Below are 20,339 nucleotides of genomic sequence, written 5' to 3' on the forward strand. Positions count from 1 at the left end.
GACACCGCGCGGTCCGCCCCCCGGGCCACGCCCCCCCCGGCCGCACCCCGCCCCCCGCCGCCCGGCGGCGCGCGGCGCCGGCGCGGCCCCGCCGGCGCCCGGGCCTCGCGGCGCCCGGGCGGCCGGGCGCGGGGGGGGAGGCGGCGGGGGCTGGCAGGACCGGCTCGACGCCGGCCGGCGGGGTGGCGGGCGCCGCAGCGGGGGGTGAAGCCTGGGGGGCGGCTTCGGTGGCGGCTGGAGCAGGCTGGGACTGGGCCAGCACCCGCTCAGGAGCGAGCAGGGCGAGCATCCCGAGCAGCGGCAGGCTCACCATCAGGCCGCGACTGCCGCGGCGAGCGAGCCGGTCAGGGAGGGAATGGCGCATCAGGGCGTTGCGGGTGCCACCCATGGTTCTCCGAGGCAACGCGGCTAAGCCGCAAATTGGCGTGACCTTACCGGTAGAGGTGGGGTTCAGGGCAAACACCTTGGACCCGTTTGAAGACCTCCCCATAGGCTTCGATCACCCCGCCGAGATCCTGGCGGAACCGATCCTTGTCCAGAATGCGGTCGGTTGGGTCCTCGATGCGGCCATCCCAGAGCCTGCAGGTGTCGGGACTGATCTCATCGGCGAGCACCAGATCACCATCAGTGGTGAAACCGAATTCCAGCTTGAAATCCACCAATTCCAGCTCCACCTGGGTGAACAACTCCCGCAGCTCGGCGTTCACCCAGCGCGCCAGCCGCTCCAGTTCACAGCGCTGTTCCGGGGTCACGAGCGCCAGTCGCTCCAGCCTGGCTTCGGTGAGCAGTGGATCGCCGAAGGCATCATGCTTGTAATAAAGATCCAGCAGCGGCGGCTCCAGAACGGTGCCTGGGGCGATCGGCAGTTGCCGGCAGAGCGAGCCGGCCGCCACGTTGCGGATCACCACTTCGAGCGGGATCACCCGGACCGGACGGACCAGCATCCAGCGATCGCCGTCGATGCCCAGGTAATGGGTGGGGATGCCCGCCAGCGCCAGCCGTTCGAGCAGCAGGGCCGAGATCCGGCAGTTGAGTGGCCCCTTGCCGGGCAGCTGGGCTTTCTTGAGGGCATTGAACGCCGTGGCGTCGTCCTTGAACTCCACCGCCAGCACGTCGTCCCGGTCTGTCTGGAACACCCGTTTGGCTTTGCCCTCGTAGAGCAGGGGACCGAGCTGATACGTCGTCATGGTGAGGGGAGGAGAGTCGGGCCATCGGCGGGGCTGGCGGCGTGCCCCCCGGCCGCCCGGGGCGAACGCAACTGCCGCTCCAGGTCATCGGCGCGGGCCGTCTGGCCGCTGTCCTGCTGGCGCAGCCGCCATTCGGCGTAGGCATCGTCGATCCGCTGACTCAGCCGCAACCGCCGCGCCGCCGCCGCCGCTCCATCTCCGCCGGCCCGCTGCTGCATGGCCCTCTGCAGATCAAGCAGTTCAGCCGCCATCCCCCAGGCGGCAGCGGCGGCGGCCTGATCCAGGGCCAGCTCCAGCAACCGATCGCGCTCCGCCTGCGGCACGGAATCCAGCAACTGGGCGGCCCGTTGCAGCCGTTCGGCGGCGACACGTCCAGGCAGCCGTCCCGCCAGCAGCAGGGCCGCGGCTTCCTCGTTCCGGCCCAGGGTCGTCAGGTGGTCCGCCAGCACGTCGAGGGCCGGGCGGGTATCGAGGCTGCCGTCCTCCCGGAGCCGCATCGGCAGAGGCATGGCCTCAAGGCTGGCCGGATTTCCTGCCGCCAGCCGCCGCAGGGCCGAAGCGGCGCGGCGGTGGTTCAGCCCGGCATTCGCCGCTCGCCACTGCTGAATCAGCCACTGCTGGCGCTGAACTCCTGGGCCGGGGCCGAAACGATCGAGCACCTCGAGAGCCGCTTCCGGTGCCAGGCAGCTGATCAGGGCATTGGCATTGGCGATCACGACGCCGAAGGGCTGGGGAGCCGGCCACAGGGCCACCAGCCGCTCCCGCAGCAGTCGCAACCGTTCGGTCCGATCAAAACGGGCTGAATCCTGACAGGCCCCTTCCAGCAGCACCAGATCAGCGGACGCCAGGCTCGCGGCGAAGACTGTCTCCTCCATGCCTGGCTCCACCAGACCCGGCTGCACCAGACCCGGCTCCACCTGACCCGACTCGATCACTGCCGGCTCGACGGGCAGGGGCAGCGGCTGGGCCAGCGAGGCCAGACCAGCGCCGAGCAGACCCGCCGGTGCCAGGGCCGACGCCCCGATCCAGGCGATCACCCGGCGCCAGGGGTCCGCTGAGTTGTAGAGAAGGAACGGCACGGCGGACGATCCAAGGGGCACAACCTAGGGAACCGCCTCCGCACTACCCGATCGATCCGATGACATCCCAGGCCTCTAGCCCGTCCTTCGCTCCATCCCGGCTGTTGGTGATCGGCTCCGGCGGCCGCGAGAATGCCCTGGCCTGGGCCCTGCGTCGCGCTCCCGCCGTCGAGCGGGTGTGGGTGGCGCCCGGGAATGGGGGAACGGCCAGCCAACCGGGCTGCGAGCCCCTGGCGATCGCCAGCAGCGATCAGGCCGGGCTGATCCGGTTCTGCCACGAGCAGGCGGTGGATCTGGTCGTGGTGGGTCCGGAGGGACCCCTGGCCGACGGCCTGGCCGACCGGCTGCGGGAGGCAGGCCTGGCGGTGTTCGGCCCCGGGGCCGACGGGGCCAGGCTGGAAGCCAGCAAGCAGTGGGCCAAGGCGTTGATGCAGGAGGCGGGAGTGCCGACGGCGGCCCACTGGGCCCCTGCAAGCCTGGAGGAAGCCCTGGCCATTCTGGCGGGTCGTTCCGAACCGCTGGTGGTCAAGCTGGATGGGCTCGCCGCCGGCAAGGGGGTCACCGTCGCCGATACGGTCGAAGCCTGCCGCAGCGCGATCGAGGCGATCTTCGCCGACCGATGCTCAAGCCAGGGCAACGACAACGACGCCAGCGCGCCCCTGGTGCTGGAGGAGCGGCTTTCAGGACCGGAGGTATCCGTCTTTGCCCTCACCGACGGGGCGACGATGGTGCTGCTGCCGCCCGCCCAGGACCACAAGCGCATCGGGGAGGGGGACACCGGACCGAACACCGGCGGGATGGGGGCCTACGCCCCGGCACCGCTGCTCGACGCCGCCGGCCTGGAGCAGGTGCGCCAACTTGTGCTTGAGCCCACGCTGCGGACACTGCAGAAGCGTGGAATCAACTACCGCGGCGTGATCTACGCCGGGTTGATGCTCACCGCCGATGGTCCCAAGGTGATCGAGTTCAACTGCCGCTTCGGGGATCCCGAATGCCAGACCCTGATGCCCCTGCTCGGCGAGGAGCTGGCGGCTGTGCTGCTGGCCTGCGCCACCGGCCAGCTCCACCAGGCTCCCGCCCTCTCGGTGGCGGCACGGTGCAGCGCCTGCGTGGTGGCCGCCGCGGCGGGCTACCCCGAGCAGCCACGGCTCGGCGATCGGATCGAGACCGAGCTTTCCTCGGAGGCCGATCGGCAGCTCTTCCATGCCGGCAGCCGGCTGGATTCCTCCGGCGTCTGCCGCACCGCCGGGGGCAGGGTGCTGGCCGTGGTGGCCCAGGCGGAGGATTTCAACGCCGCCTTCGCCGCCGCCTACGCCGGCCTGGAGCTGGTTCATTTCGAGGGAATCAACTTCCGCCGGGATATCGGCCATCAGGTCAGGAGCCTTTAGGGTGCATCCGAACGACGGTTCCGATCGTGACCGCCGCCACTCCAGCCGCTCCCCAATCCGCCGCCGGCACCGCCGTGATCCCTGAGGCGAACCCGACGACCGGAGCCCTTTCCTGGTGGCGGACGTTCCTGCTCTGGTGGGGTGAATTCAGCCTCCAGACCAAGCTGCTCGCCGTGGCCACCCTGGTGGTGAGCCTGATGATGACGGGCATCACATTCTTTGCCTTCCACAGCATCCAGCGGGATGCCCGCATGAGTGACACCCGCTTCGCCCGGGACCTCGGTCTGCTGCTTTCCGCCAACGTCACGCCGCTGGTGGCCGAAAGCAGGGACAGGGAACTGGCAGCGGTGGCCGAGCGCTTCTGGCGCTCCAGCCGCAGCCTTCGCTACATCTTTTTCGCGGATCCTGATGGGGTGATCTATCTGGGGATCCCGATCAGCGCCACCAACGGTGGCAGCGAGCTGCTGCTCAGCCGCCGCCTGGAGCTGCCCGCCGATCTGCAGCGGCGGCCCCAGAACCCCCTGATCCGTCAGCACCTCAGCCCCGATGGCCAGGTGACCGATGTGTTCGTGCCGATGGTGAGCGACGGTCGCTACCTCGGGGTGCTGGCACTCGGCATTAATCCCAATGAGGCGGTGCTGGCCAGTGCCGCCCTCACCCGCGAAGTCACGGTGGCGGTGTTCATCTCGATCTGGGTGCTGGTGATTCTCGGGGCGGTGTTCAACGCGCTGACGATCACCCGGCCGATCAAGGAGCTGCTCGAGGGGGTGCGCTCCATCGCCGGGGGCGACTTCGAGGCCCGCATTTCCCTGCCGGTGGGGGGCGAACTGGGCGAGCTGCTGCAGGGCTTCAACGACATGGCTTCCCGCCTGGAGGTGTACGACGCCGCCAACATCGAAGAACTCACCGCTGCCCAGGTGAAGCAGCAGACCCTGATCGCCACCATGGCGGATGGTGCCGCCCTGCTCGATGGGGAAGGGAACATCGTGCTGGTCAACCCCGCCGCACGCCGACTGTTTCGCTGGGAGGGCCGCAACCTGGAGGGGAACGAGCTCTGCGATGAGCTGCCCGAGATCCTGGCCATGGAGTTGCAGGAACCGCTGCACAGCCTGCTGGGTGGCGAGAGGGACACCGCCGATGTTCGCTGCAGCTTCGGGGAGCCGGCCCGCACGCTGCGGATCGTCCTGCAGAGCGTCAAGGATGTCAGCGGTGAAAGCCTCAAGGGCATTGCCATGACCGTCCAGGACCTGACCCGCGAGGTCGAGCTCAATGCGGCCCAGAGCCGGTTCATCAGCAACGTCTCCCACGAGCTGCGCACACCTCTGTTCAACATCAAGAGCTACGTGGAAACCCTCCACGACCTGCGCGATCAGCTCAGCGAGGAGGAAACCCAGGAGTTCCTGGCGATCGCCAATGCCGAAACCGATCGCCTCACCCGACTCGTCAATGACGTTCTGGATCTCTCCCGGCTGGAATCGGATCGGATCTGGAATCTGGAGCCGATCGAGTTACGGCCGGCGATCGAGCAGACCCTTCGCAACTACAGGCTCAATGCCATTGAGAAAGGAGTGTGCCTTGACCTGGAAGTGGACTCCGACCTGCCAAGGGTGATGGGCAACTGGGATCTGATCCTGCAGGTTCTCGACAACCTGGTCGGCAATGGCCTCAAGTTCACCGCCGCCGGCGGCCACCTCAAGCTCAGGGCCTACCCGTGGCCCGATGCCTGTCCGCTCGATCCGAGCACCGCCCCCTGCACAGCCCGGCCATCCTGCGACCTGTCATCGCCGATGCCCCGCCTTCGGCTGGAGATCGCCGATACCGGATCTGGAATTTCAAGGGAAGACCAGCAACGGATCTTCGAGCGGTTCTACCGGGTCGAAAATGCCGTTCACACCGAAGTGGGAACCGGGCTGGGCCTCTCGATCGTGCAGGGGATCCTTGACAAGCACGGCAGCCGGATCCGGATGGTCAGCGAACAGGGTGTCGGCACCACCTTCTGGTTCGACCTCGCCCTTGAGCATGCCGACCACGATGAACTGTGGGTCGACGGGGAGCGCCGTCAGCACGCTCTCTCAGCAGCCAGCCACTGAAGGGTTGCCAGGGAGCGCCTGCAGTGAGTCCAAACGACTGATTGAGTCAGAGCTCCTCGCCGGCGACCCCCCGCACGATCCTCGAGAGTTCGTTGCGCTCGTCGTTGGTGATGCGATGGGGAACGCCGCTGATGATCCGCTCGAAATTGGAGAAGGAATTCCGGATCTCCGGCCCGTCACTGGTGATCACGAATTCACGGATCCCCTTGTCGTGGGCCGAACCCCGCATCTTGAACACGTTGATCGCCCGGGCCATCTCGCCGCGAATCTCCACATACTGCAACAGCAGAATGGTGTCGGTGATTGTGGAGATATGGGAATCCGTGATTGAGTGGCTCCCCATGAACTCTTCCGATGTATTGGTGAAGAAACCAGCAATCTCCTCCTGCTTGGCATAGCCGGTAACGCCGATCACGAACTGGCGAAAGCTGTTGTGGCTCACCCCCCTGGAGAGGGCGGAGAGAGAGTCAATCGCCATTCTCGATGGCTTGAAATCACTGATCTGGGTTTTGATGATCTGGAGATGATCCTCAAGGCCCGTGGATTCCGGATAAGCGCAGATGATCCGCAACAATCCATCCTGCTCCATCTGCTCAAAATCCATGCCCCAGCTGGTGGCATTGCGCAGGAGCTGGGCGCGGGATTCCTCGAAGGCGAAGACGATCGCCCGCTCGTTGTTCTGGCAGGCATTCTCAACAAACTTACTGACCAGAAGCGTTTTGCCTGTTCCGGTGGCGCCGGTGGCCAGGATGATCGAATCCTTGAAGAAGCCCCCCCCACACATCTCGTCGAGCCGGGCCACCCCGGAGCTGACCCGCACATTGGATGAACGCTGGGTGAGACGCATGGCCCCCAGGGGAATGATGCTCACCCCATTCGCCCCCATCGTGAACGGGAACTCCCCTTTCATGTGGGTCGTTCCCCTCAGCTTGAGAATTTCCACTGTGCGTCTGCGGCGCTCACCCTCGAGCACATTGCGCAGAATGATCACATTGTCAGAAACGAACTCCTCAACCCCGTAGCGGGCAATCGCTCCATACTCCTCAATCCGCTCGGTTGTCATCACGGTGGTGACGCCGATCTCCTTGAGCCTGGCGATCATCCGGAAGATTTCTCGGCGCACCACCGAAAGTGCGTCGTACTGTTGAAAAACTGCCGTGATCGAATCAATCGCCACCCGGCGGGCCTTGTATTTGCGAATCGCATAATTAATTCGCTCAATTAATCCAGAAAGATCAAAATTGCCGGCCACATCCTGACCATCAGGATCCGGAGATGCATCCAGAATGAACAGTTTACCCTGGTCGATCAACGATTGAAGATCCCAACCAAAGCTGGACGCATTTCGGATCACATCTCGCGGCGACTCTTCAAAGGTGACGAAGATACCGGGCTCATCATATTTTTGAATTCCATTGTAAAGAAAATGAAGCGAAAAAATTGTTTTTCCGGTGCCAGAGGTGCCGCTGATCAGGGTTGAGCGCCCCGTCGGCAACCCACCCTGAAGAATATCGTCAAGACCCTCAACACCGGTAGGGAGTTTATGAACCTGAGCTGGAAAGTCAGGATTCGGCATGATGTTCTGCATGACAATCTCGAAAGATGAAATCCATCAAAGAAGGGGCGGCTTGGCCGTTTCTTCAGGAGAGTCCATGGAGCCATCGATCAGATCGGTCTCCGAGAGCTCGTCATAGAGAAGATCCAGGCCGATCAGCACGCGCTCACGGTCGGAGAGGTCACCGATGATCCGCCGGACGGGCGGTGGCAGAATTTTGGCCAGGGTGGGAGTGGCCAGGATTTTGTCCTCTTCGGCCAGCTGCGGATTCTTGAGGACATCAATCACCTTGAGCGCATAGACGCCTTTGAACTCCGATTCGAGGATGGTGCGCAATGTCTTGAGCGCTCGCATCGAGTTCGGAGTGTTTCCCGCAACATACAGTTTCAGAATGTAGGCCTTTGGTGGTGGCATCAACACATCTCCTGGCGAGCCGCCGTAAAACCAGAAACCGCTTCAATCTTCTCAAAAAAGGGTTCCGGAGGCAAGGACCGCCGATACATTTCACACAGATGGGCCAGCACATCCATCAAAGCAAGCCGATAATCCCTGAGGAAATCATTCTTCCGTCCCTTGAATTTCAGGAGATTCCAGAACTCATCGATCAAATCCATGTGAATCTCAACTGTCTTGGTAACCGGGATATCACTGAAGAAAACTGTGTTCACGAAACTTTCCAGGGCTTGGTTGGCTGCCGCCGGATCCCTGAAGTAGCTGATCAACAGGTCTCGGTAGGTTCGCTCCAAGGATTGCAGCAGAGTGCCACGCTCAGGAGCCGAGAGGTTCCGAAAGAAGCGGTTGGGATCTCGTTTATAGAACACACCAAGGTATCCGAGCCTTTCCTTGAGGCGGTCGGAGAACTTCCACTTCTGGGGTATTCCAGCCTCGCTGGCCGTTTCCGGCTCGGCAACCTGTCCCCGGCGCAGGAAGCGCGAAATGGCAGCGTCCAGGCTGTAGCTGAGCTGGGGGAGCTGGTCCTTGGCAAGGTGAACTTCGGCGGCATGAAAGTCAAGCTGTCCGGTCACCGGGCCGAGGATGACGGTCGGCAGCACCAGCCCCAGGCTCCAGAGGCGCCGCAGGGTTTCGCCGCTCAGCAGGCCCTGCTCGAGCAGAATGGCGTCAAAGCCATCCCATCTCTCCTCAAGAACCGCTCCCGGGTCGGCTTCTTCTCCGAGATCCATCAGCTCGTAGCGGCCTTCCCTCAGCCACTGGCCGCAGGCTTCCCTGAGCAGGGGATCCCTGAGCAGGGATGCGATGGTGAGGGCCGGCTGGACCATCTGCCACGTTCGGCTCTGAGCTGCTGACCTTAGGTGTTGACGACCGGGTGAGTGACGAGCAAGGATGGATCTTCCTTGATTTCGCTGGATGTGAGTCTGGCCTGAACAATTCCAAAGCACAGCAGGGGTGGCTTCACCCTCGATCGCTCTGGGATTTGCCTGACCACGCCACCTGTTTCCATGACCAACACCCCTGCCGGCGACGGCGTCCCGGCCAACGAGCTTCCGGCTAACGGAACTCTGGCCAACGGCATATCCCCGGCCGCACCGGGTCCCTACGCGATCGCCGAGGCTTCCGGTCAGCAGTTCTGGCTGCAGCCCAACCGTTACTACGACCTTGACCGGATCCATGCCGAGGTCGACGCCATCGTCACCCTGGATCAGATTCTCCTGGTGCGTGATTCCAGTGGCACCCGCCTGGGGCTTCCCCACGTGCCGGAAGCCACCGTCACCCTCAAGGTGATCGCCCATCGACGCGGACCCAAGATCCTCGTGTACAAGATGCGCCCCAAGAAGAAAACCCGCCGCAAAAACGGCCACCGCCAGGAACTCACCCGGGTGATGGTCGAGTCGATCACCGTGGGCGGCCAGCCCCTCAGCTGAACCCAAGGGCTCCTGCTCCTTACGTCTGTTTCCGCTCTCCTCTCTCCCTTCTCAGGTTTGATTCCATGGCCCACAAGAAAGGCACCGGCTCCACCCGCAACGGCCGGGATTCCAATTCCAAGCGCCTGGGCGTGAAGCGTTACGGCGGCGAAACCGTCAGTGCCGGCTCGATCCTGATCCGCCAGCGGGGTACCTCGGTGCTCCCCGGCCTGAATGTCGGTCGTGGATCCGATGACACCCTGTTCGCCCTGGTGGATGGCGTGGTGAACTTCGAGAGCATCAAGCGAAGCCTGCGCAACCGCAAGCGCATCAATGTGGCGGTTCCTGTCTGAGCCGATAGGCCCTGGCAGTGATCAGAAAGGGGTGGAACACCTCGAGATACCGGTCCTGGAGTGTCTGAAAAAAGCGCTCCACCAGGGCCGGTTCATCGAAATGGAAGGGATACTCCCCCTGAAACCCCTTGAAGAAATACCAGTTGAGCAGGGCTGTGGCGTCGGTCTCCATCCGTGCTGCGAATCCGAGCAACTGAGCCGCCGGGTCCGGCAGATGCTCCAGCACGTCAAGGCAGATGATCGTCTGGAACCGGTCTGGCAAGGCCGGATCGTCCAGGTCCCGGCAAACCCGTAACCGCCGGCTCAGCCCCAGCTCTTCGGCCCGCCGAGTCACAAAAGCGCGGTTGTGGGGATTGAGATCCACGAACCAGACGCACTCCACCGCCGGCAGGGCGGCTGCCGCCAAGGCGTGGCTACCGATTCCACCACCGAAATCGAGCACCTGCCCGCGGGCGAAACGGGCCTGCAGACGCAGGGTTTCGGCGATGTAGTCCGCACTGCCGAGGTGCCAGGCCGCTAACTCGAGGAGGTGTCCCGTACCGACCGTTTCCTCATAGAACGCACTGACCCGCTGCGGATCGAAATCCACCGCACCAGGATGAAGAGCCGCCAGATCGCTGCAACTGGCGGCCAGCCGCTGCTCCAACAACTCCGGAGCCAGCTCAAGAAAAGCAGCCAGTTGCTCCCTGAGGGCAAAGCCATCGAGCAGAAAGCGCTCCACTCCGATGGTGGTGGCACCCACGGCGGAGCTGGCGGATTCGGCCTGGATCAGCTCGGACACAACGGGGCAGCCACTGGCAACATCCCTCAAGTTAAGGCGAGCTGCTCTGCCCCTCCCGCTCAGGCACCCCAAGCTCCACGCCGTCGCCGGGCACTTCCAACCAGCGACGCAGCCAGGCGACCAGCAGATAGAAGGGAATGGTGTCCAGCAGGGCGGCCACGAACTTGAACAGATAGCCGCTGGCGATGAATGAGCCGAGCTGGGGCAGAACCGGCTCCTCCAGCCGCACCGGCAAGACGTGGGCGGCGTAATGGCTGATCAGCACCACCGCCGAGGTGTCCACCAGCTGGCTGACCATGGTGGAGCCGTTGTTGCGCAACCAGAGCGCCTTGCCGCCGCTGAACCGTTTCCAGAAATGAAACAGGCGGACATCGGTGAACTGAGCGGCAAGGTATGCCGCCATCGAGGCGCCCACCGCCCCGAAAGCCAGCCGCCGCACCTCGAAGAACACCGGCAAGCGTCCCCCTGTGTCGGCCAGGGGCATCCCCCCATCGCCGCCATAACCATCGAGGCCCGGCAACACTCCCCCCAGCCAGAGGATCAGCACGATCCAACCATTGAGCAGCAGGCCCACCCAGACCAGCTGGTTGGCCTTCTGCTCGCCCCAGATCTCGCTGACCAGGTCGGTGCACAGAAATGTGACCGGGTAGGGCAACGCCCCGACCGCCACGACGATCGGCCAACCACCGATGGAGCCGAGGCTGAGAAAACGGGTCAGTCCCAGGATGTTGAGCATGCCCATCGTGCCGAGAAAGAGTCCGGCCAGGACCATGAAGGCCAGATCGCGGCGGTTCTGCAGGGTCAAGGCACAACGGGGCGGGTGATCTGGCACCAGCCTGCTGGGGCGGGGCCCGGATGCAACAGTTCTCTCGTCCCTCCTCACCGCTGCGGCCCTGGACCAACTCTGCGGATTTCTGGTGCTCGACAAGCCGGCGGGACTCACCTCCCAGGCCTGTGTGGCCAAGGTGCGCCGGCGCTATGGCCTCAAGCGCGTCGGCCATGGCGGCACCCTCGATCCGGCCGTGACCGGGGTGCTGCCGATCGCCCTCGGCCCCGCCACCCGTCTGCTGCCCTACCTGCCCGGCGCCAAGACCTATCACGGCCTGGTGCAACTGGGCCTGCGCACCAGCACCGACGACCTCAGCGGCACGGTGCTGGAGAAAGGGGCGGTCCCGAACCTGGATTTCGAGCAGCTGGACAGCTGCCTTGAACACTTCCGCGGACCGATCCAGCAGCGCCCTCCCCAGGTGTCCGCCGTCCACGTCGCCGGAGAACGGGCCCATGTCCGGGTCCGCCGCGGAGAGGTCGTCGAGCTCGAAAGCCGTGCCGTGACGATTCACCGCCTGGATCTGCTCAACTGGGATCAGGGAAGCCAGCAGCTCGAGCTGGTGGTGCACTGCAGTGCCGGCACCTACATCCGGTCGCTGGCCCGGGATCTCGGCGATCAGCTCGGCTGCGGTGGCGCCCTTGCTCAGTTGCGTCGCACCGAAGCGCTTGGCTTCGACCTGGCTGGCAGCGTCAGCCTGGCGCTGCTGGAGGCCGGAGAGTTGCCGCCCCTCCAGGATCCGCTGCTGGCCCTGGCCGGGCTGCCCCGGCACCAGCTCGAAGCCAGCGACTGGACGGCCTGGCGCTGTGGCCGCAGCCTGAACACCGACCTGGATCTGGGCTTCGATCAGGCCGTGGTGGTGGTCAACCCGGATGGCAATCTGGCTGGTATGGCCCGATCGGCCCCGGACGGAAGGCTTCAGCCCCGCCTGGTGTTCGATCCTGCCGGTTGAGTTCTTCCCCCGGAGCCGATTGCGATGGCCGGCCACAGCAAGTGGTCCCAGATCAAGCGCCAGAAGGCGGTCGTTGATGCCAAACGTGGCGTCGTCTTCACCCGTCTGGGGCGTGAAATCACGGTGGCGGCCCGCAGCGGCGCCGATCCGGCCGGCAACTTCCAGTTGCGAACCGCGATCGAGAAAGCCAAGGCCGCCGGGATGCCGAACGGCAACATCGATCGGGCGATCGCCAAGGGCTCAGGCCTGGCGACCGGCGAAGCCGATCGCTTCGAGGCCGTTCGCTACGAAGGCTATGGGCCCGGCGGGGTGGCCGTGCTGGTGGAGGCCTTCACGGACAACCGCAACCGCACTGCGGCCGATCTGCGCCTGGCGTTTGGAAAAAACGGCGGCAACCTCGGCGAGACCGGCTGTGTCGGCTACCTGTTCGAACAACGGGGGGTGGTACGCATCGAGCAGACGCCACTGGCCGAGGAAACCCTCCTGGAGGACCTGCTCGAGCTGGAGGCCCTGGGATATGAGCTTGACGAGAGTGGCGCGGATGTGATCTGTGCCTTCAGCGGGCTCGAAGCCCTGCAGGACGGACTGCGGCGCCAGGGCTGGGCCGTGGCGGGCTGGGAGCACCGCTGGATCGCCAGCAGGGAGTGCCAGCTCGAAGCCGCCGATCAGCTCAGAACCTGCCTGGGCCTGCTCGACGCCCTGGACGATCTCGACGATGTGCGCAGCGTCACCTCCAACCTCGAAGCCGACGAGACCCTGCTGGAGGAGCCGCTCAGCTAGCCATCGAGCGCCGCCCGGTCCACCCACAGCTGCAGGTGCGGATGGGTCTGCAGCCAGCTGGCCGGAAGCGCAGGGTTCGCTGATTCCCGCAGCAGCCGGCGCAGGATCGGCGCCTTGCTGGAACCACTCACCACCAGCAGGATCCGCCTGGCCTGGAGGATCTCCGCCAGACCCAGGGTGATGGCCCGCGCGGGCACGGCGGCGGGATCCCCGCCGAACAAGCCGCCGTTCTGCAGGCGTGTGCTGGGGCTGAGCTCCACACAGCGGCCCATCGCCGAGGCCAGACAGGGGGGTTCGTTGAAGCCCACATGGCCGTTGTGGCCCAGGCCAAGCAATTGCAGCCCGATGCCTCCGGCGGCGGCGATCGCCTCGCGGTAACGGAGGGCTTCCGCGGCGGGATCGGCGCTCAGCCCCCTGGGCAGTTGCAGCCGCTCCGGGGGAATGGAGAGCGGATCACCCAGCTGGCGGCGCATCGTGGCGCCGAAGGAGCGGGGGTCCCCCGGAGCCAGATCCACGTATTCGTCGAGGTTGAAACTGCGCCAGTGGTCGCGGATCGTGTTCAGCTCCCCCGATGGCAGTGCCTGCAGCCGACGCACCAGGCCGGCGTGGACCGGCTCCATCGTGCGGCCGGTGGCGAGACCCAGGACCAGATCCGGATCGGCTCGCAAGGCCTTGGCCACCTCCGCCGCCACCAGTTCGCCGAGCTCGGCGGCCGCCTCGGCGACAACGATGCGGCCAGCCCAGCCGGGCAGGGCCTCAGCCAGCGGCTCGCGGGCGCTCAGGGGCGATACCGAGCCGTGAAGGTTCCTGACATCCATGGCGCTGAGCCTGGCTCGGCGGCAAGGGGGCCCGGGACCGCTTCCTGAAACGGACGCAGTTCGGCACCGCGGTAGTAGTGCCGGAGGATTTGATCGAACCGCTCGCCACGCTGGGCCAGCGCGAAGGCGCCCCACTGGCTCATCCCGACGCCATGGCCAAAGCCACGGCCGATCGCCACCAACCCGATCGGCTGCTGAGGCAGCTGGAAGCCAGGGGGCGGCGGTGGGCCGAGCAGGCCACCGAGGGGAGTGCTGAAGCGAACCGGTCCGCCTGGCTGGGCATCCCCTGCCAGGGAGAGGCCTGGCTCCCCACGGCTTTCGAAGCGGAAGGGGGCCGCCTCAAAGCGGACCATGGTGCTTCTCAGGCCCAGCCGACTGCGCAGCTGGGCTCCACTGAGCACCAGGGCACCGGAGGGCCCGATCACCCTGGCCTGGCGCACCCGACCACTGGCGGTGCTGGCGATCACATCAATCCGATTCACCCCGCCGATCTCGGCGAACGCCTCGGCGAGGAACTCGGGTGCCAGGTCTTTCTTCCATTGGCTCACCGGACCGGTCTCATCGAAGTCGCGGACACTGACCAGATAGGGGAGCTGCCGGGTCCAGAGGTCGCCGCTGTTCTCGGTGACGCCGCCGCCGCTGCTGTGAAAGACGGCGTTGATCAGACTGTTGCCGTACATCAACACCAGGCCGCGGGTTGTGGTGGTCGCCTGGCGGGTGGAAGCGGTTTCTGCCTCCAACCCCTTGTACACCTGGCTGCTGACGGTGGCTTTGAGATCGAAGGGAGCCTCGGGATTGCGCTGGCGAAGGGCATAGGTGCGTGCCGCCACCGCCTGGGCCCGCAGGGCTTCCAGAGGCCAGCTGGCGGGCATCTCGCTGCCGACGACGCTGGGGAGGTACGTTTCGACCCCGATCACATTGATGGCGCGCAGCAGGTCGTTGGCGGGGCGAACCAGGAGGCGACCGTGATATCTCCGCTGCTGGAGCTGGAAGGTCGCTGCAGCGGATCCGTGGGCGATGGGCACCAGCCACAGCTCGCCCACGGCAAGGGGCTGGGCCAGCAGCGGTGCCTGTCCTTCGCTTGCGCTGTCGACGACAACCCTTCCAGCGGAGGACCTGATGGCCACCATGCCGCCTGGCGGCAGGCGGAGCAGCTCCTTGCCGGTGCCATCCACCAGCCGCGCCCCGCCATCTCCGGCAATGCGGAAGCCGGCTGATTCCAGCAGCAGCACCCGCAGCTCCGGACTGGTTCCAGCCTTCGCCGCCTGCGCATCGGCCAGCCGGGCAGGGGATGCGGAGAGCAGCAGGGGGAAGGCCAGGGTTCCGCCCAAAACCCCGATCAGCCGCTTCAGGGTGCGACGGGAGGGCAGTGCCAGCGGTGCGGAGAAGGGCAAGGGATCAGCCACGGAAGGGCGTCGGAGCACGCCGAAAGCGAAACAATTGTGCCCAGTGCCGCTGACGACCGCCACCCCCCCCCCACCGGAGAGCAGCAGCACCGGGCAGGGGGGGCGTGGCAGCATGCCGAAAAGAAGCGGGCGGTGTGCAGGTCACCTTTCTTGGCACCAGTTCGGGGGTTCCCACCAGGGCCCGGAACGTATCGGCCGTGGCCCTGAGGCTGCCCCAGCGCGCTGAGATCTGGCTGTTCGACTGTGGCGAAGGCACCCAGCACCAATTCCTGCGCAGTGCGTTGCGGGTCTCGCAGCTTCGCCGCATCTTCGTGACCCACATGCATGGTGACCACGTGTTCGGGCTGCCGGGATTGCTGGCGAGCCTCGGCATGGCCGGCAGCTGCAGCAGTGGCATCGACCTCTACGGCCCCGACCCTCTGCCGGAGTACCTGGAGGGGGCTCTGCGCACCTCCTCCACCCGGATCGGCTATCCGCTGCGCACCCATCCCGTTGGTGAGGCGGCTCTCAAAGGCCTGGTCCTGCTCGACGACGACGACCTGCTGGTGCGTTGCGCTCCGCTGACCCATCGCATCCCCGCCTACGCCTACCGGGTGGAGCAGAAACCCCGACCCGGCCATTTCGATGTGGACAAGGCCCGCGAACTGGGCATCCAGCCCGGCCCGATCTATGCCGAGCTCAAGGCCGGTCGCAGCGTGACCCTCGCCGACGGCCGGATCATCCGCGGCGAAGCCCTTTGCGGACCCGTCCGCCCCGGTTGCAGCGTCGTGTACTGCACCGACACGGTGTTCTGCGAAGCGGCGGTCGAGCTGGCCCGAGGGGCCGACCTGCTCATCCATGAATCCACCTTCGCCCATGGGGAAGCGGCCATGGCCATCCAGCGTCAGCATTCCACCAGCACCATGGCCGCCCAGACGGCGGCCCTGGCCGGGGTGAAGCAGCTCGTGCTCACCCACCTCAGCCCGCGCTACGTGCAAGGCAATGCCTTCACCCCCGACGATCTGCTCGCCGAGGCCCGCTCGATCTTTGCCAACACCCTGGTGGCCAGGGATTTCCTCAGCCTGGATGTCAGCCCTTCGGACCCCTGAGCCAGGCCGGAGGGAAGGCGAGCCTGCAACAGTTCTTGATTCCCGCCCGGACGGCCATCCGCCCGTGATACAAGGTCTGAGGCGCGGTGCCCACCGCCAGTTCGCCGGATCCCTCCATGGTCTCCCTCCTCTTCTCCTGCCTTCGGACCCTCAGCCGAACCCTGCTGGTTCTATCCCTGGCGCTGCTCACCTGCCTGGCTCTGCCGACCCTGGCTGTTCAGGCGGCGCAATGGGACACCGAGACCCTCACGGTGGCCGGCTCACCCGATGGAACGACCGTCAGCTTCAGTGAGGCGGAGATCAAGTCGGGGCGCAAGATCTTCAACGAAAGCTGCGGCACCTGTCACGCCGGTGGGGTCACCAAGACCAACTACAACGTTGGACTCGACCTCGAAACCCTCGCCCTGGCAACCCCACCCAGGGATTCCGTGGATGCCCTGGTGGATTACATGAAGGATCCGACGTCCTATGACGGGGAATTCAGCATCTCCGACATCCATCCAAGCCTGCGCAGCAGCGATGTGTTCGTGAAGATGCGCGACCTCAGCGAGAATGATCTCCGCCTGATCGCCGGCTACATCCTGGTGGCACCGAAAGTCAGTGGAATCCAGTGGGGCGGCGGCAAAGTCTACTTCTGAAGAAGATTTACTTCTGAAGAAACGTGTACTTCTGAACAAAGATCTCCTTCTGAATCAAGCCAGCGGTGGCCTGATGTTGCAGGGATTCAGCGAAGCGGGTTGCTTGCTGTACCACCATTCCTGCAAAGGGGGGTTCAACCGCTGGGGGAACAGCGTGACCACCGTTCGGGTTGGCCTTGATCCCGGCTGAAGAATTTCCACGGCGTAGGACGGGCAGCGGCGAGAAGCGAGGTCGGCGACCAAACGCCGACCGATCCGTCGCCAGCTCGGCTCCTTGGTGCGCCAGGCCAACCTGCAGCAGGGCCAGGGCAACTCTTCGCGGTCGAACAACCGGCAACAGGGCCCCAGGATGCGATAGCTGTACTGCCCACCCAGGCTGGGATGCTCGCTGCCGGGCTCCAGAAGGGCATCGACCTGCAGGGCCATGAAAAAGCCACCCGATCGGGTGGCGGAAAGGGATCTGGAAAACAAAAATAAAACCAGGAGCAGAGCCGTGGGCTTCCGTCCTGGTTCAGGGGTTCAAAGGGTCCGGAAGCTCAGTAAAGCTCTTCTTCGGCGTGGGTGGTGATGGTCACGTCGGAGGTGGGGTAAGCCACGCAGGTGAGCACGAAACCGGCTTCGATCTGGTCGTCGTCGAGGAAGCTCTGATCGGACTGATCAACAGTTCCAGAAGTGAGTTTACCGGCGCAGGTGGAGCAGGCACCGGCACGGCAGGAATAGGGAAGATCGATTCCCTGCTCTTCAGCCGCATCAAGGATGTACTGATCGTCAGGAACCTCGATGGTCTTGTTGAGGCCCTCGCTCTCGTTGATGAGGGTGACCTTGTAGGAAGCCATGGAAGGGATTGGAGCTCACAGGCGCCTGGACAATCCGGGCCTGTAGGACCGCTCCTTCCTACATCGGACCAGGGCCATGCCGGTGCTCCCGGCGGCGGATCATCAGAAGCCCAATCAAAGGCTGGGCACAGATAAGCGTGATTTATGCGACAGCCGTCCGCTGACGGATCTCGAGCAGGCCCCAGCCACCCTGCTCAGCGAGCAGCCTCGATCGCCAGCCGGCGGCGGCCAAGGCCTTGTCAAGGCCGGGCTGCTGATCCACCAGCAGCCCGCTGAGCAGGCCCACCCCCCGGGACGAGAGCACGGATCGGAACCGGGGTGCCAGTGCCTCGATCACCGGCGCTAGGATGTTGCAGAGCAGAACGTCGGCGGGTTCCCCGGCGAGCAGGGTCGCCAGCTCCTCCACCGACCCCAGAGCCACCTGCAGCGGCCCTGCGGCATCCACACCGATCCCATTCAGGCTGGCGTTCTCCCCGGTGGCGCGAACAGCCAGGCTGTCGGTGTCCACGGCGGCGGCAGAGGTGGCTCCAAGCCGGAGGGCGGCAAGCGCCAGGATGCCGCTGCCGCAGCCCAGGTCGGCGACCCGCTGCCGGCTGAGATCCAGCGTCTCGATCGCTTCGAGGCAGAGGCGCGTCGTGGGATGGCTGCCGGTGCCGAAGGCGCTGCCGGGATCGAGGCGGATCACCAGCCGGTCGCGCAGCTCAGCGGGAGGCTCAAGCCAGGCCGGCAGGATCAGCAACCGCCGCCCGACCGGATCGGGCTGCCAATGCCGTTTCCAGCTCGAACTCCAGTCTTCGTCGTGTTGCTCGTGCCACTCCAGCGGAGGCAGCACAAGGCCGAAGGGCTCCCCCAGCCCTGACAGCGCCGCCGCCAGCCGCTGGCGCTCCTGCAGGGGCCAGTCGGCGGCCGGCAACCAGGCCACCAGGCGGGGGCACCGCGGCGTGAGGGGGGCATGCTGCAGGGCCAGCCTCGGAACACCGAGGGCTCCCAGCTTCCAGAGCAGCGATTCCTCCAGTTCGGGTGGCACGGCCAGCTCAAGCCGCCACCAGAGCGGGCTGGTGGCCGGCACACTCCCCTGCGGCGGCGGGCCTGCCATTCAGAGGGTGACGGGGTGAGCTTCCTGGATGCCGTTGATCGTGTGGATGTGGGCCAGCAGGCTGGGGGGAATCGGGTCGTCGAGGCTGAGCACCATCACCGCGTCCCCCCGCACAATCCGGCGACCGACCTGCATCGAGGCGATGTTGACGTTGTGTTCGCCAAGCAGGGAGCCCAGCTGGCCGATGATCCCGGGCATGTCGCGGTGGCGGGTGAAGAGCATGTGGCGGCTGGGCGCCACGTTGACGGGGAATTCATCGATCGTGGTGATGCGCAGCTCACCCTCAGCGAACACCGCACCGGTGACGCTGTGGCTGCCATGGGATCCCCGCGAGGTGAGCTGCAGCGATCCACCGGCGAAATCACGGCTGGCATCGTCTTTCACCTGCAGGACGTGGATGCCGCGGCTCTTCGCCTCCAGGGAAGCGTTCACATAGTTGATCCGCTCCCCGAGAGCGGCAGAGAGCAGACCCTTGAGGGCGGCCACGACAAGCGGCTGGGAGGGATGGTTGGCGAACTCGCCCTGGAGCCTCACTTCCAGCTCCTGCAACGAGCCACCAGCCATCTGACTGAGCAGCAATCCGAGGGTTTCGGCCAGCTGGAGGTGGGGCCGGAGCCTCTCCATCACCTCGGGAGTGAGTCCGGGGATGTTCACGGCGCTGCGGGCCGGCAGACCCAGCAACACATCACGGATCTGCTCGGCCACATCGATCGAAACGTTCTCCTGGGCTTCGGCCGTGGAAGCGCCGAGGTGTGGCGTGAGGATCAGACGCTCCTTGACCCCGCGCAGGGGGGAGTTCGCCTCCAGGGGCTCCTGGGCATACACATCGAGGGCGGCGCCGGCGATCGTGCCGGCGTTGAGTGCATCGGCCAGGGCCTGCTCATCGACGATGCCGCCCCGGGCACAGTTCACCAGGCGCGCCGTCGGCTTCATCGACTGGAGCAGCTCCGCGTTCACCAGATTTTCGGTTTCGGCGGTGCGGGGCAGGTGGAGGCTGATGAAATCAGCCTCGGCGAACAGGGGCTTGATCGCCAGCAGCCGCACCTGCAGCTGCTGGGCGCGTTCCGTCGAGATGAAAGGGTCGTAGGCGAGCACGTCCATGCCCATCGCCTTGGCGACCCGGGCCACGTGGGAGCCGATCTTGCCGAGGCCAACAACCCCGAGTTTCTTGTGGTAAAGCTCGTTGCCGACGTATTTCTTGCGATCCCAGCCACCGGCCATCGTGCTCTGGTGCGCCTGGGGCACGTGGCGGGAGAGGGCCAGCATCATCGCCAGAGCGTGCTCCGCGGCGGCGATCGTGTTCCCCTCCGGCGAGTTGACCACCAGAACGCCACGCTGGGTGGCGGCGGACACATCGACGTTGTCGACCCCGACCCCGGCCCGGCCGATGATCTTCAACCGTGGGGCCGCCTCGATCAAGGCTGCTGTCACCTGGGTGCCTGAGCGAATCATCAGGGCCTCGTAGTCGCCGATGATCTCGATGAGCTGCTCAGCAGAAAGGCCGGTGCGCACATCCACCTGAGCCACCTGGGAGAGGATGTCGATCCCCGTCTGATCAATCGGATCGGAAACCAGAACCTTTGTCATATCCGGGGATGAGATAGGCA

Annotated in this window: 21 protein-coding genes and 1 pseudogene; 8 read left to right on the forward strand and 14 right to left on the reverse strand. The window is 65.4% G+C overall.

What is annotated here, in order from left to right:
* The 3 genes and pseudogenes from ACXMDY_RS09240 to ACXMDY_RS09250 all read right to left on the reverse strand — a co-directional run.
* Nucleotides 1-388: pseudogene (locus ACXMDY_RS09240) on the reverse strand (hypothetical protein); the annotation flags it as partial.
* Between the two features lie 43 nt (nt 389-431).
* On the reverse strand, nt 432-1,187 hold the full coding sequence (gene purC / locus ACXMDY_RS09245; protein WP_259702099.1) for a phosphoribosylaminoimidazolesuccinocarboxamide synthase: 756 nt from the start codon (nt 1,185-1,187) through the stop codon (nt 432-434).
* Entirely contained in the window at nt 1,184-2,266 is a 1,083-nt protein-coding gene (locus tag ACXMDY_RS09250) for a hypothetical protein (protein WP_259702098.1), read from the reverse strand. The genes purC and ACXMDY_RS09250 overlap by 4 nt, the downstream gene beginning before the upstream one ends.
* A 59-nt stretch (nt 2,267-2,325) precedes the next feature.
* On the opposite strand from ACXMDY_RS09250, the gene purD reads away from it, so the two are divergent.
* Nucleotides 2,326-3,654, forward strand: a complete 1,329-nt coding sequence (gene purD, locus ACXMDY_RS09255) for a phosphoribosylamine--glycine ligase (protein ID WP_259702097.1) — start codon at nt 2,326-2,328, stop codon at nt 3,652-3,654.
* Nucleotides 3,655-3,728: 74 nt separating this feature from the next.
* Nucleotides 3,729-5,744: a cell wall metabolism sensor histidine kinase WalK gene (locus ACXMDY_RS09260; RefSeq protein ID WP_259702197.1), complete on the forward strand. Its 2,016-nt coding sequence runs from the start codon at nt 3,729-3,731 to the stop codon at nt 5,742-5,744.
* 46 nt (nt 5,745-5,790) lie between these two features.
* Here ACXMDY_RS09260 and kaiC read toward each other — a convergent pair whose 3' ends face one another.
* From kaiC to ACXMDY_RS09275, 3 genes are read right to left on the reverse strand one after another with little or no spacing between them, the layout of a single operon-like run.
* A complete protein-coding gene (gene kaiC, locus ACXMDY_RS09265; protein ID WP_259702096.1) occupies nt 5,791-7,332 on the reverse strand; it encodes a circadian clock protein KaiC in 1,542 nt (513 codons plus the stop codon).
* Between the two features lie 24 nt (nt 7,333-7,356).
* Nucleotides 7,357-7,713, reverse strand: coding sequence for a circadian clock protein KaiB (gene kaiB / locus ACXMDY_RS09270; RefSeq protein ID WP_259702095.1), 357 nt, complete (start codon nt 7,711-7,713; stop codon nt 7,357-7,359).
* On the reverse strand, nt 7,713-8,576 hold the full coding sequence (locus ACXMDY_RS09275; protein WP_259702094.1) for a circadian clock protein KaiA: 864 nt from the start codon (nt 8,574-8,576) through the stop codon (nt 7,713-7,715). The genes kaiB and ACXMDY_RS09275 overlap by 1 nt, the downstream gene beginning before the upstream one ends.
* 180 nt (nt 8,577-8,756) lie before the next feature.
* Here ACXMDY_RS09275 and rplU point away from each other — a divergent pair, with 180 nt between their 5' ends.
* The gene (gene rplU / locus ACXMDY_RS09280; protein ID WP_259702093.1) at nt 8,757-9,179 is read left to right on the forward strand and encodes a 50S ribosomal protein L21; all 423 of its coding nucleotides are present in this window, start codon (nt 8,757-8,759) and stop codon (nt 9,177-9,179) included.
* Between the two features lie 65 nt (nt 9,180-9,244).
* Nucleotides 9,245-9,511 carry a 50S ribosomal protein L27 gene (gene rpmA, locus ACXMDY_RS09285; protein ID WP_259702092.1) on the forward strand — a complete coding sequence of 89 codons (267 nt, stop codon included), beginning with the start codon at nt 9,245-9,247 and terminating at the stop codon, nt 9,509-9,511.
* Here the strand turns inward: rpmA and ACXMDY_RS09290 are convergent.
* Both ACXMDY_RS09290 and ACXMDY_RS09295 read right to left on the reverse strand, forming a co-directional pair.
* Nucleotides 9,489-10,292, reverse strand: coding sequence for a class I SAM-dependent methyltransferase (locus tag ACXMDY_RS09290; RefSeq protein WP_399244040.1), 804 nt, complete (start codon nt 10,290-10,292; stop codon nt 9,489-9,491). The genes rpmA and ACXMDY_RS09290 overlap by 23 nt on opposite strands.
* A gap of 31 nt (nt 10,293-10,323) precedes the next feature.
* Nucleotides 10,324-11,097, reverse strand: coding sequence for a queuosine precursor transporter (locus tag ACXMDY_RS09295; protein ID WP_259702091.1), 774 nt, complete (start codon nt 11,095-11,097; stop codon nt 10,324-10,326).
* Between the two features lie 112 nt (nt 11,098-11,209).
* On the opposite strand from ACXMDY_RS09295, the gene truB reads away from it, so the two are divergent.
* Together truB and ACXMDY_RS09305 are read left to right on the forward strand one after the other, a co-directional pair.
* Nucleotides 11,210-12,070, forward strand: coding sequence for a tRNA pseudouridine(55) synthase TruB (gene truB, locus ACXMDY_RS09300; protein WP_311133767.1), 861 nt, complete (start codon nt 11,210-11,212; stop codon nt 12,068-12,070).
* Between the two features lie 24 nt (nt 12,071-12,094).
* Nucleotides 12,095-12,850, forward strand: coding sequence for a YebC/PmpR family DNA-binding transcriptional regulator (locus ACXMDY_RS09305; RefSeq protein ID WP_259702090.1), 756 nt, complete (start codon nt 12,095-12,097; stop codon nt 12,848-12,850).
* Here the strand turns inward: ACXMDY_RS09305 and ACXMDY_RS09310 are convergent.
* A complete protein-coding gene (locus ACXMDY_RS09310) occupies nt 12,847-13,668 on the reverse strand; it encodes a glucosamine-6-phosphate deaminase (RefSeq protein WP_259702089.1) in 822 nt (273 codons plus the stop codon). The genes ACXMDY_RS09305 and ACXMDY_RS09310 overlap by 4 nt on opposite strands.
* Nucleotides 13,629-15,188 (reverse strand): SpoIID/LytB domain-containing protein, encoded by a 1,560-nt coding sequence (locus ACXMDY_RS09315; RefSeq protein WP_259702088.1) that lies wholly within the window; start codon nt 15,186-15,188, stop codon nt 13,629-13,631. Before ACXMDY_RS09315 ends, ACXMDY_RS09310 begins: the two co-directional genes overlap by 40 nt.
* Before the next feature lie 20 nt (nt 15,189-15,208).
* On the opposite strand from ACXMDY_RS09315, the gene rnz reads away from it, so the two are divergent.
* Together rnz and psbV are read left to right on the forward strand one after the other, a co-directional pair.
* On the forward strand, nt 15,209-16,162 hold the full coding sequence (gene rnz / locus ACXMDY_RS09320; protein ID WP_259702194.1) for a ribonuclease Z: 954 nt from the start codon (nt 15,209-15,211) through the stop codon (nt 16,160-16,162).
* 116 nt (nt 16,163-16,278) lie between these two features.
* A complete protein-coding gene (gene psbV / locus ACXMDY_RS09325) occupies nt 16,279-16,800 on the forward strand; it encodes a photosystem II cytochrome c-550 (RefSeq protein WP_259702087.1) in 522 nt (173 codons plus the stop codon).
* A 54-nt stretch (nt 16,801-16,854) separates the two neighbouring features.
* Here the strand turns inward: psbV and ACXMDY_RS09330 are convergent, their stop codons facing one another.
* The 4 genes from ACXMDY_RS09330 to serA form a co-directional block, all read right to left on the reverse strand.
* Nucleotides 16,855-17,226: a hypothetical protein gene (locus ACXMDY_RS09330; RefSeq protein ID WP_259702086.1), complete on the reverse strand. Its 372-nt coding sequence runs from the start codon at nt 17,224-17,226 to the stop codon at nt 16,855-16,857.
* 110 nt (nt 17,227-17,336) lie between these two features.
* The gene (locus ACXMDY_RS09335) at nt 17,337-17,636 is read right to left on the reverse strand and encodes a ferredoxin (protein ID WP_094512700.1); all 300 of its coding nucleotides are present in this window, start codon (nt 17,634-17,636) and stop codon (nt 17,337-17,339) included.
* 142 nt (nt 17,637-17,778) lie between these two features.
* Nucleotides 17,779-18,732 carry a 50S ribosomal protein L11 methyltransferase gene (gene prmA, locus ACXMDY_RS09340; RefSeq protein WP_259702085.1) on the reverse strand — a complete coding sequence of 318 codons (954 nt, stop codon included), beginning with the start codon at nt 18,730-18,732 and terminating at the stop codon, nt 17,779-17,781.
* On the reverse strand, nt 18,733-20,319 hold the full coding sequence (serA, locus tag ACXMDY_RS09345; protein WP_259702084.1) for a phosphoglycerate dehydrogenase: 1,587 nt from the start codon (nt 20,317-20,319) through the stop codon (nt 18,733-18,735). It abuts the gene before it with no gap.
* Nucleotides 20,320-20,339 lie beyond the last annotated feature (20 nt).

The sequence above is a fragment of the Cyanobium sp. ULC082 genome (genome assembly GCF_977927535.1).

Bases quoted from the DNA above. Each gene is read 5' to 3' on its own strand.
- ACXMDY_RS09275 (WP_259702094.1), bottom strand. From the start codon at position 8,576: ATGGTCCAGCCGGCCCTCACCATCGCATCCCTGCTCAGGGATCCCCTG.
- rpmA (WP_259702092.1), top strand. From the start codon at position 9,245: ATGGCCCACAAGAAAGGCACCGGCTCCACCCGCAACGGCCGGGATTCC.
- purC (WP_259702099.1), bottom strand. From the start codon at position 1,187: ATGACGACGTATCAGCTCGGTCCCCTGCTCTACGAGGGCAAAGCCAAA.
- psbV (WP_259702087.1), top strand. From the start codon at position 16,279: ATGGTCTCCCTCCTCTTCTCCTGCCTTCGGACCCTCAGCCGAACCCTG.
- purD (WP_259702097.1), top strand. From the start codon at position 2,326: ATGACATCCCAGGCCTCTAGCCCGTCCTTCGCTCCATCCCGGCTGTTG.
- kaiB (WP_259702095.1), bottom strand. From the start codon at position 7,713: ATGCCACCACCAAAGGCCTACATTCTGAAACTGTATGTTGCGGGAAAC.
- ACXMDY_RS09315 (WP_259702088.1), bottom strand. From the start codon at position 15,188: ATGCTGCCACGCCCCCCCTGCCCGGTGCTGCTGCTCTCCGGTGGGGGG.
- serA (WP_259702084.1), bottom strand. From the start codon at position 20,319: ATGACAAAGGTTCTGGTTTCCGATCCGATTGATCAGACGGGGATCGAC.
- ACXMDY_RS09335 (WP_094512700.1), bottom strand. From the start codon at position 17,636: ATGGCTTCCTACAAGGTCACCCTCATCAACGAGAGCGAGGGCCTCAAC.
- ACXMDY_RS09305 (WP_259702090.1), top strand. From the start codon at position 12,095: ATGGCCGGCCACAGCAAGTGGTCCCAGATCAAGCGCCAGAAGGCGGTC.
- ACXMDY_RS09310 (WP_259702089.1), bottom strand. From the start codon at position 13,668: ATGGATGTCAGGAACCTTCACGGCTCGGTATCGCCCCTGAGCGCCCGC.
- rplU (WP_259702093.1), top strand. From the start codon at position 8,757: ATGACCAACACCCCTGCCGGCGACGGCGTCCCGGCCAACGAGCTTCCG.
- ACXMDY_RS09330 (WP_259702086.1), bottom strand. From the start codon at position 17,226: ATGGCCCTGCAGGTCGATGCCCTTCTGGAGCCCGGCAGCGAGCATCCC.
- kaiC (WP_259702096.1), bottom strand. From the start codon at position 7,332: ATGCAGAACATCATGCCGAATCCTGACTTTCCAGCTCAGGTTCATAAA.
- prmA (WP_259702085.1), bottom strand. From the start codon at position 18,732: ATGGCAGGCCCGCCGCCGCAGGGGAGTGTGCCGGCCACCAGCCCGCTC.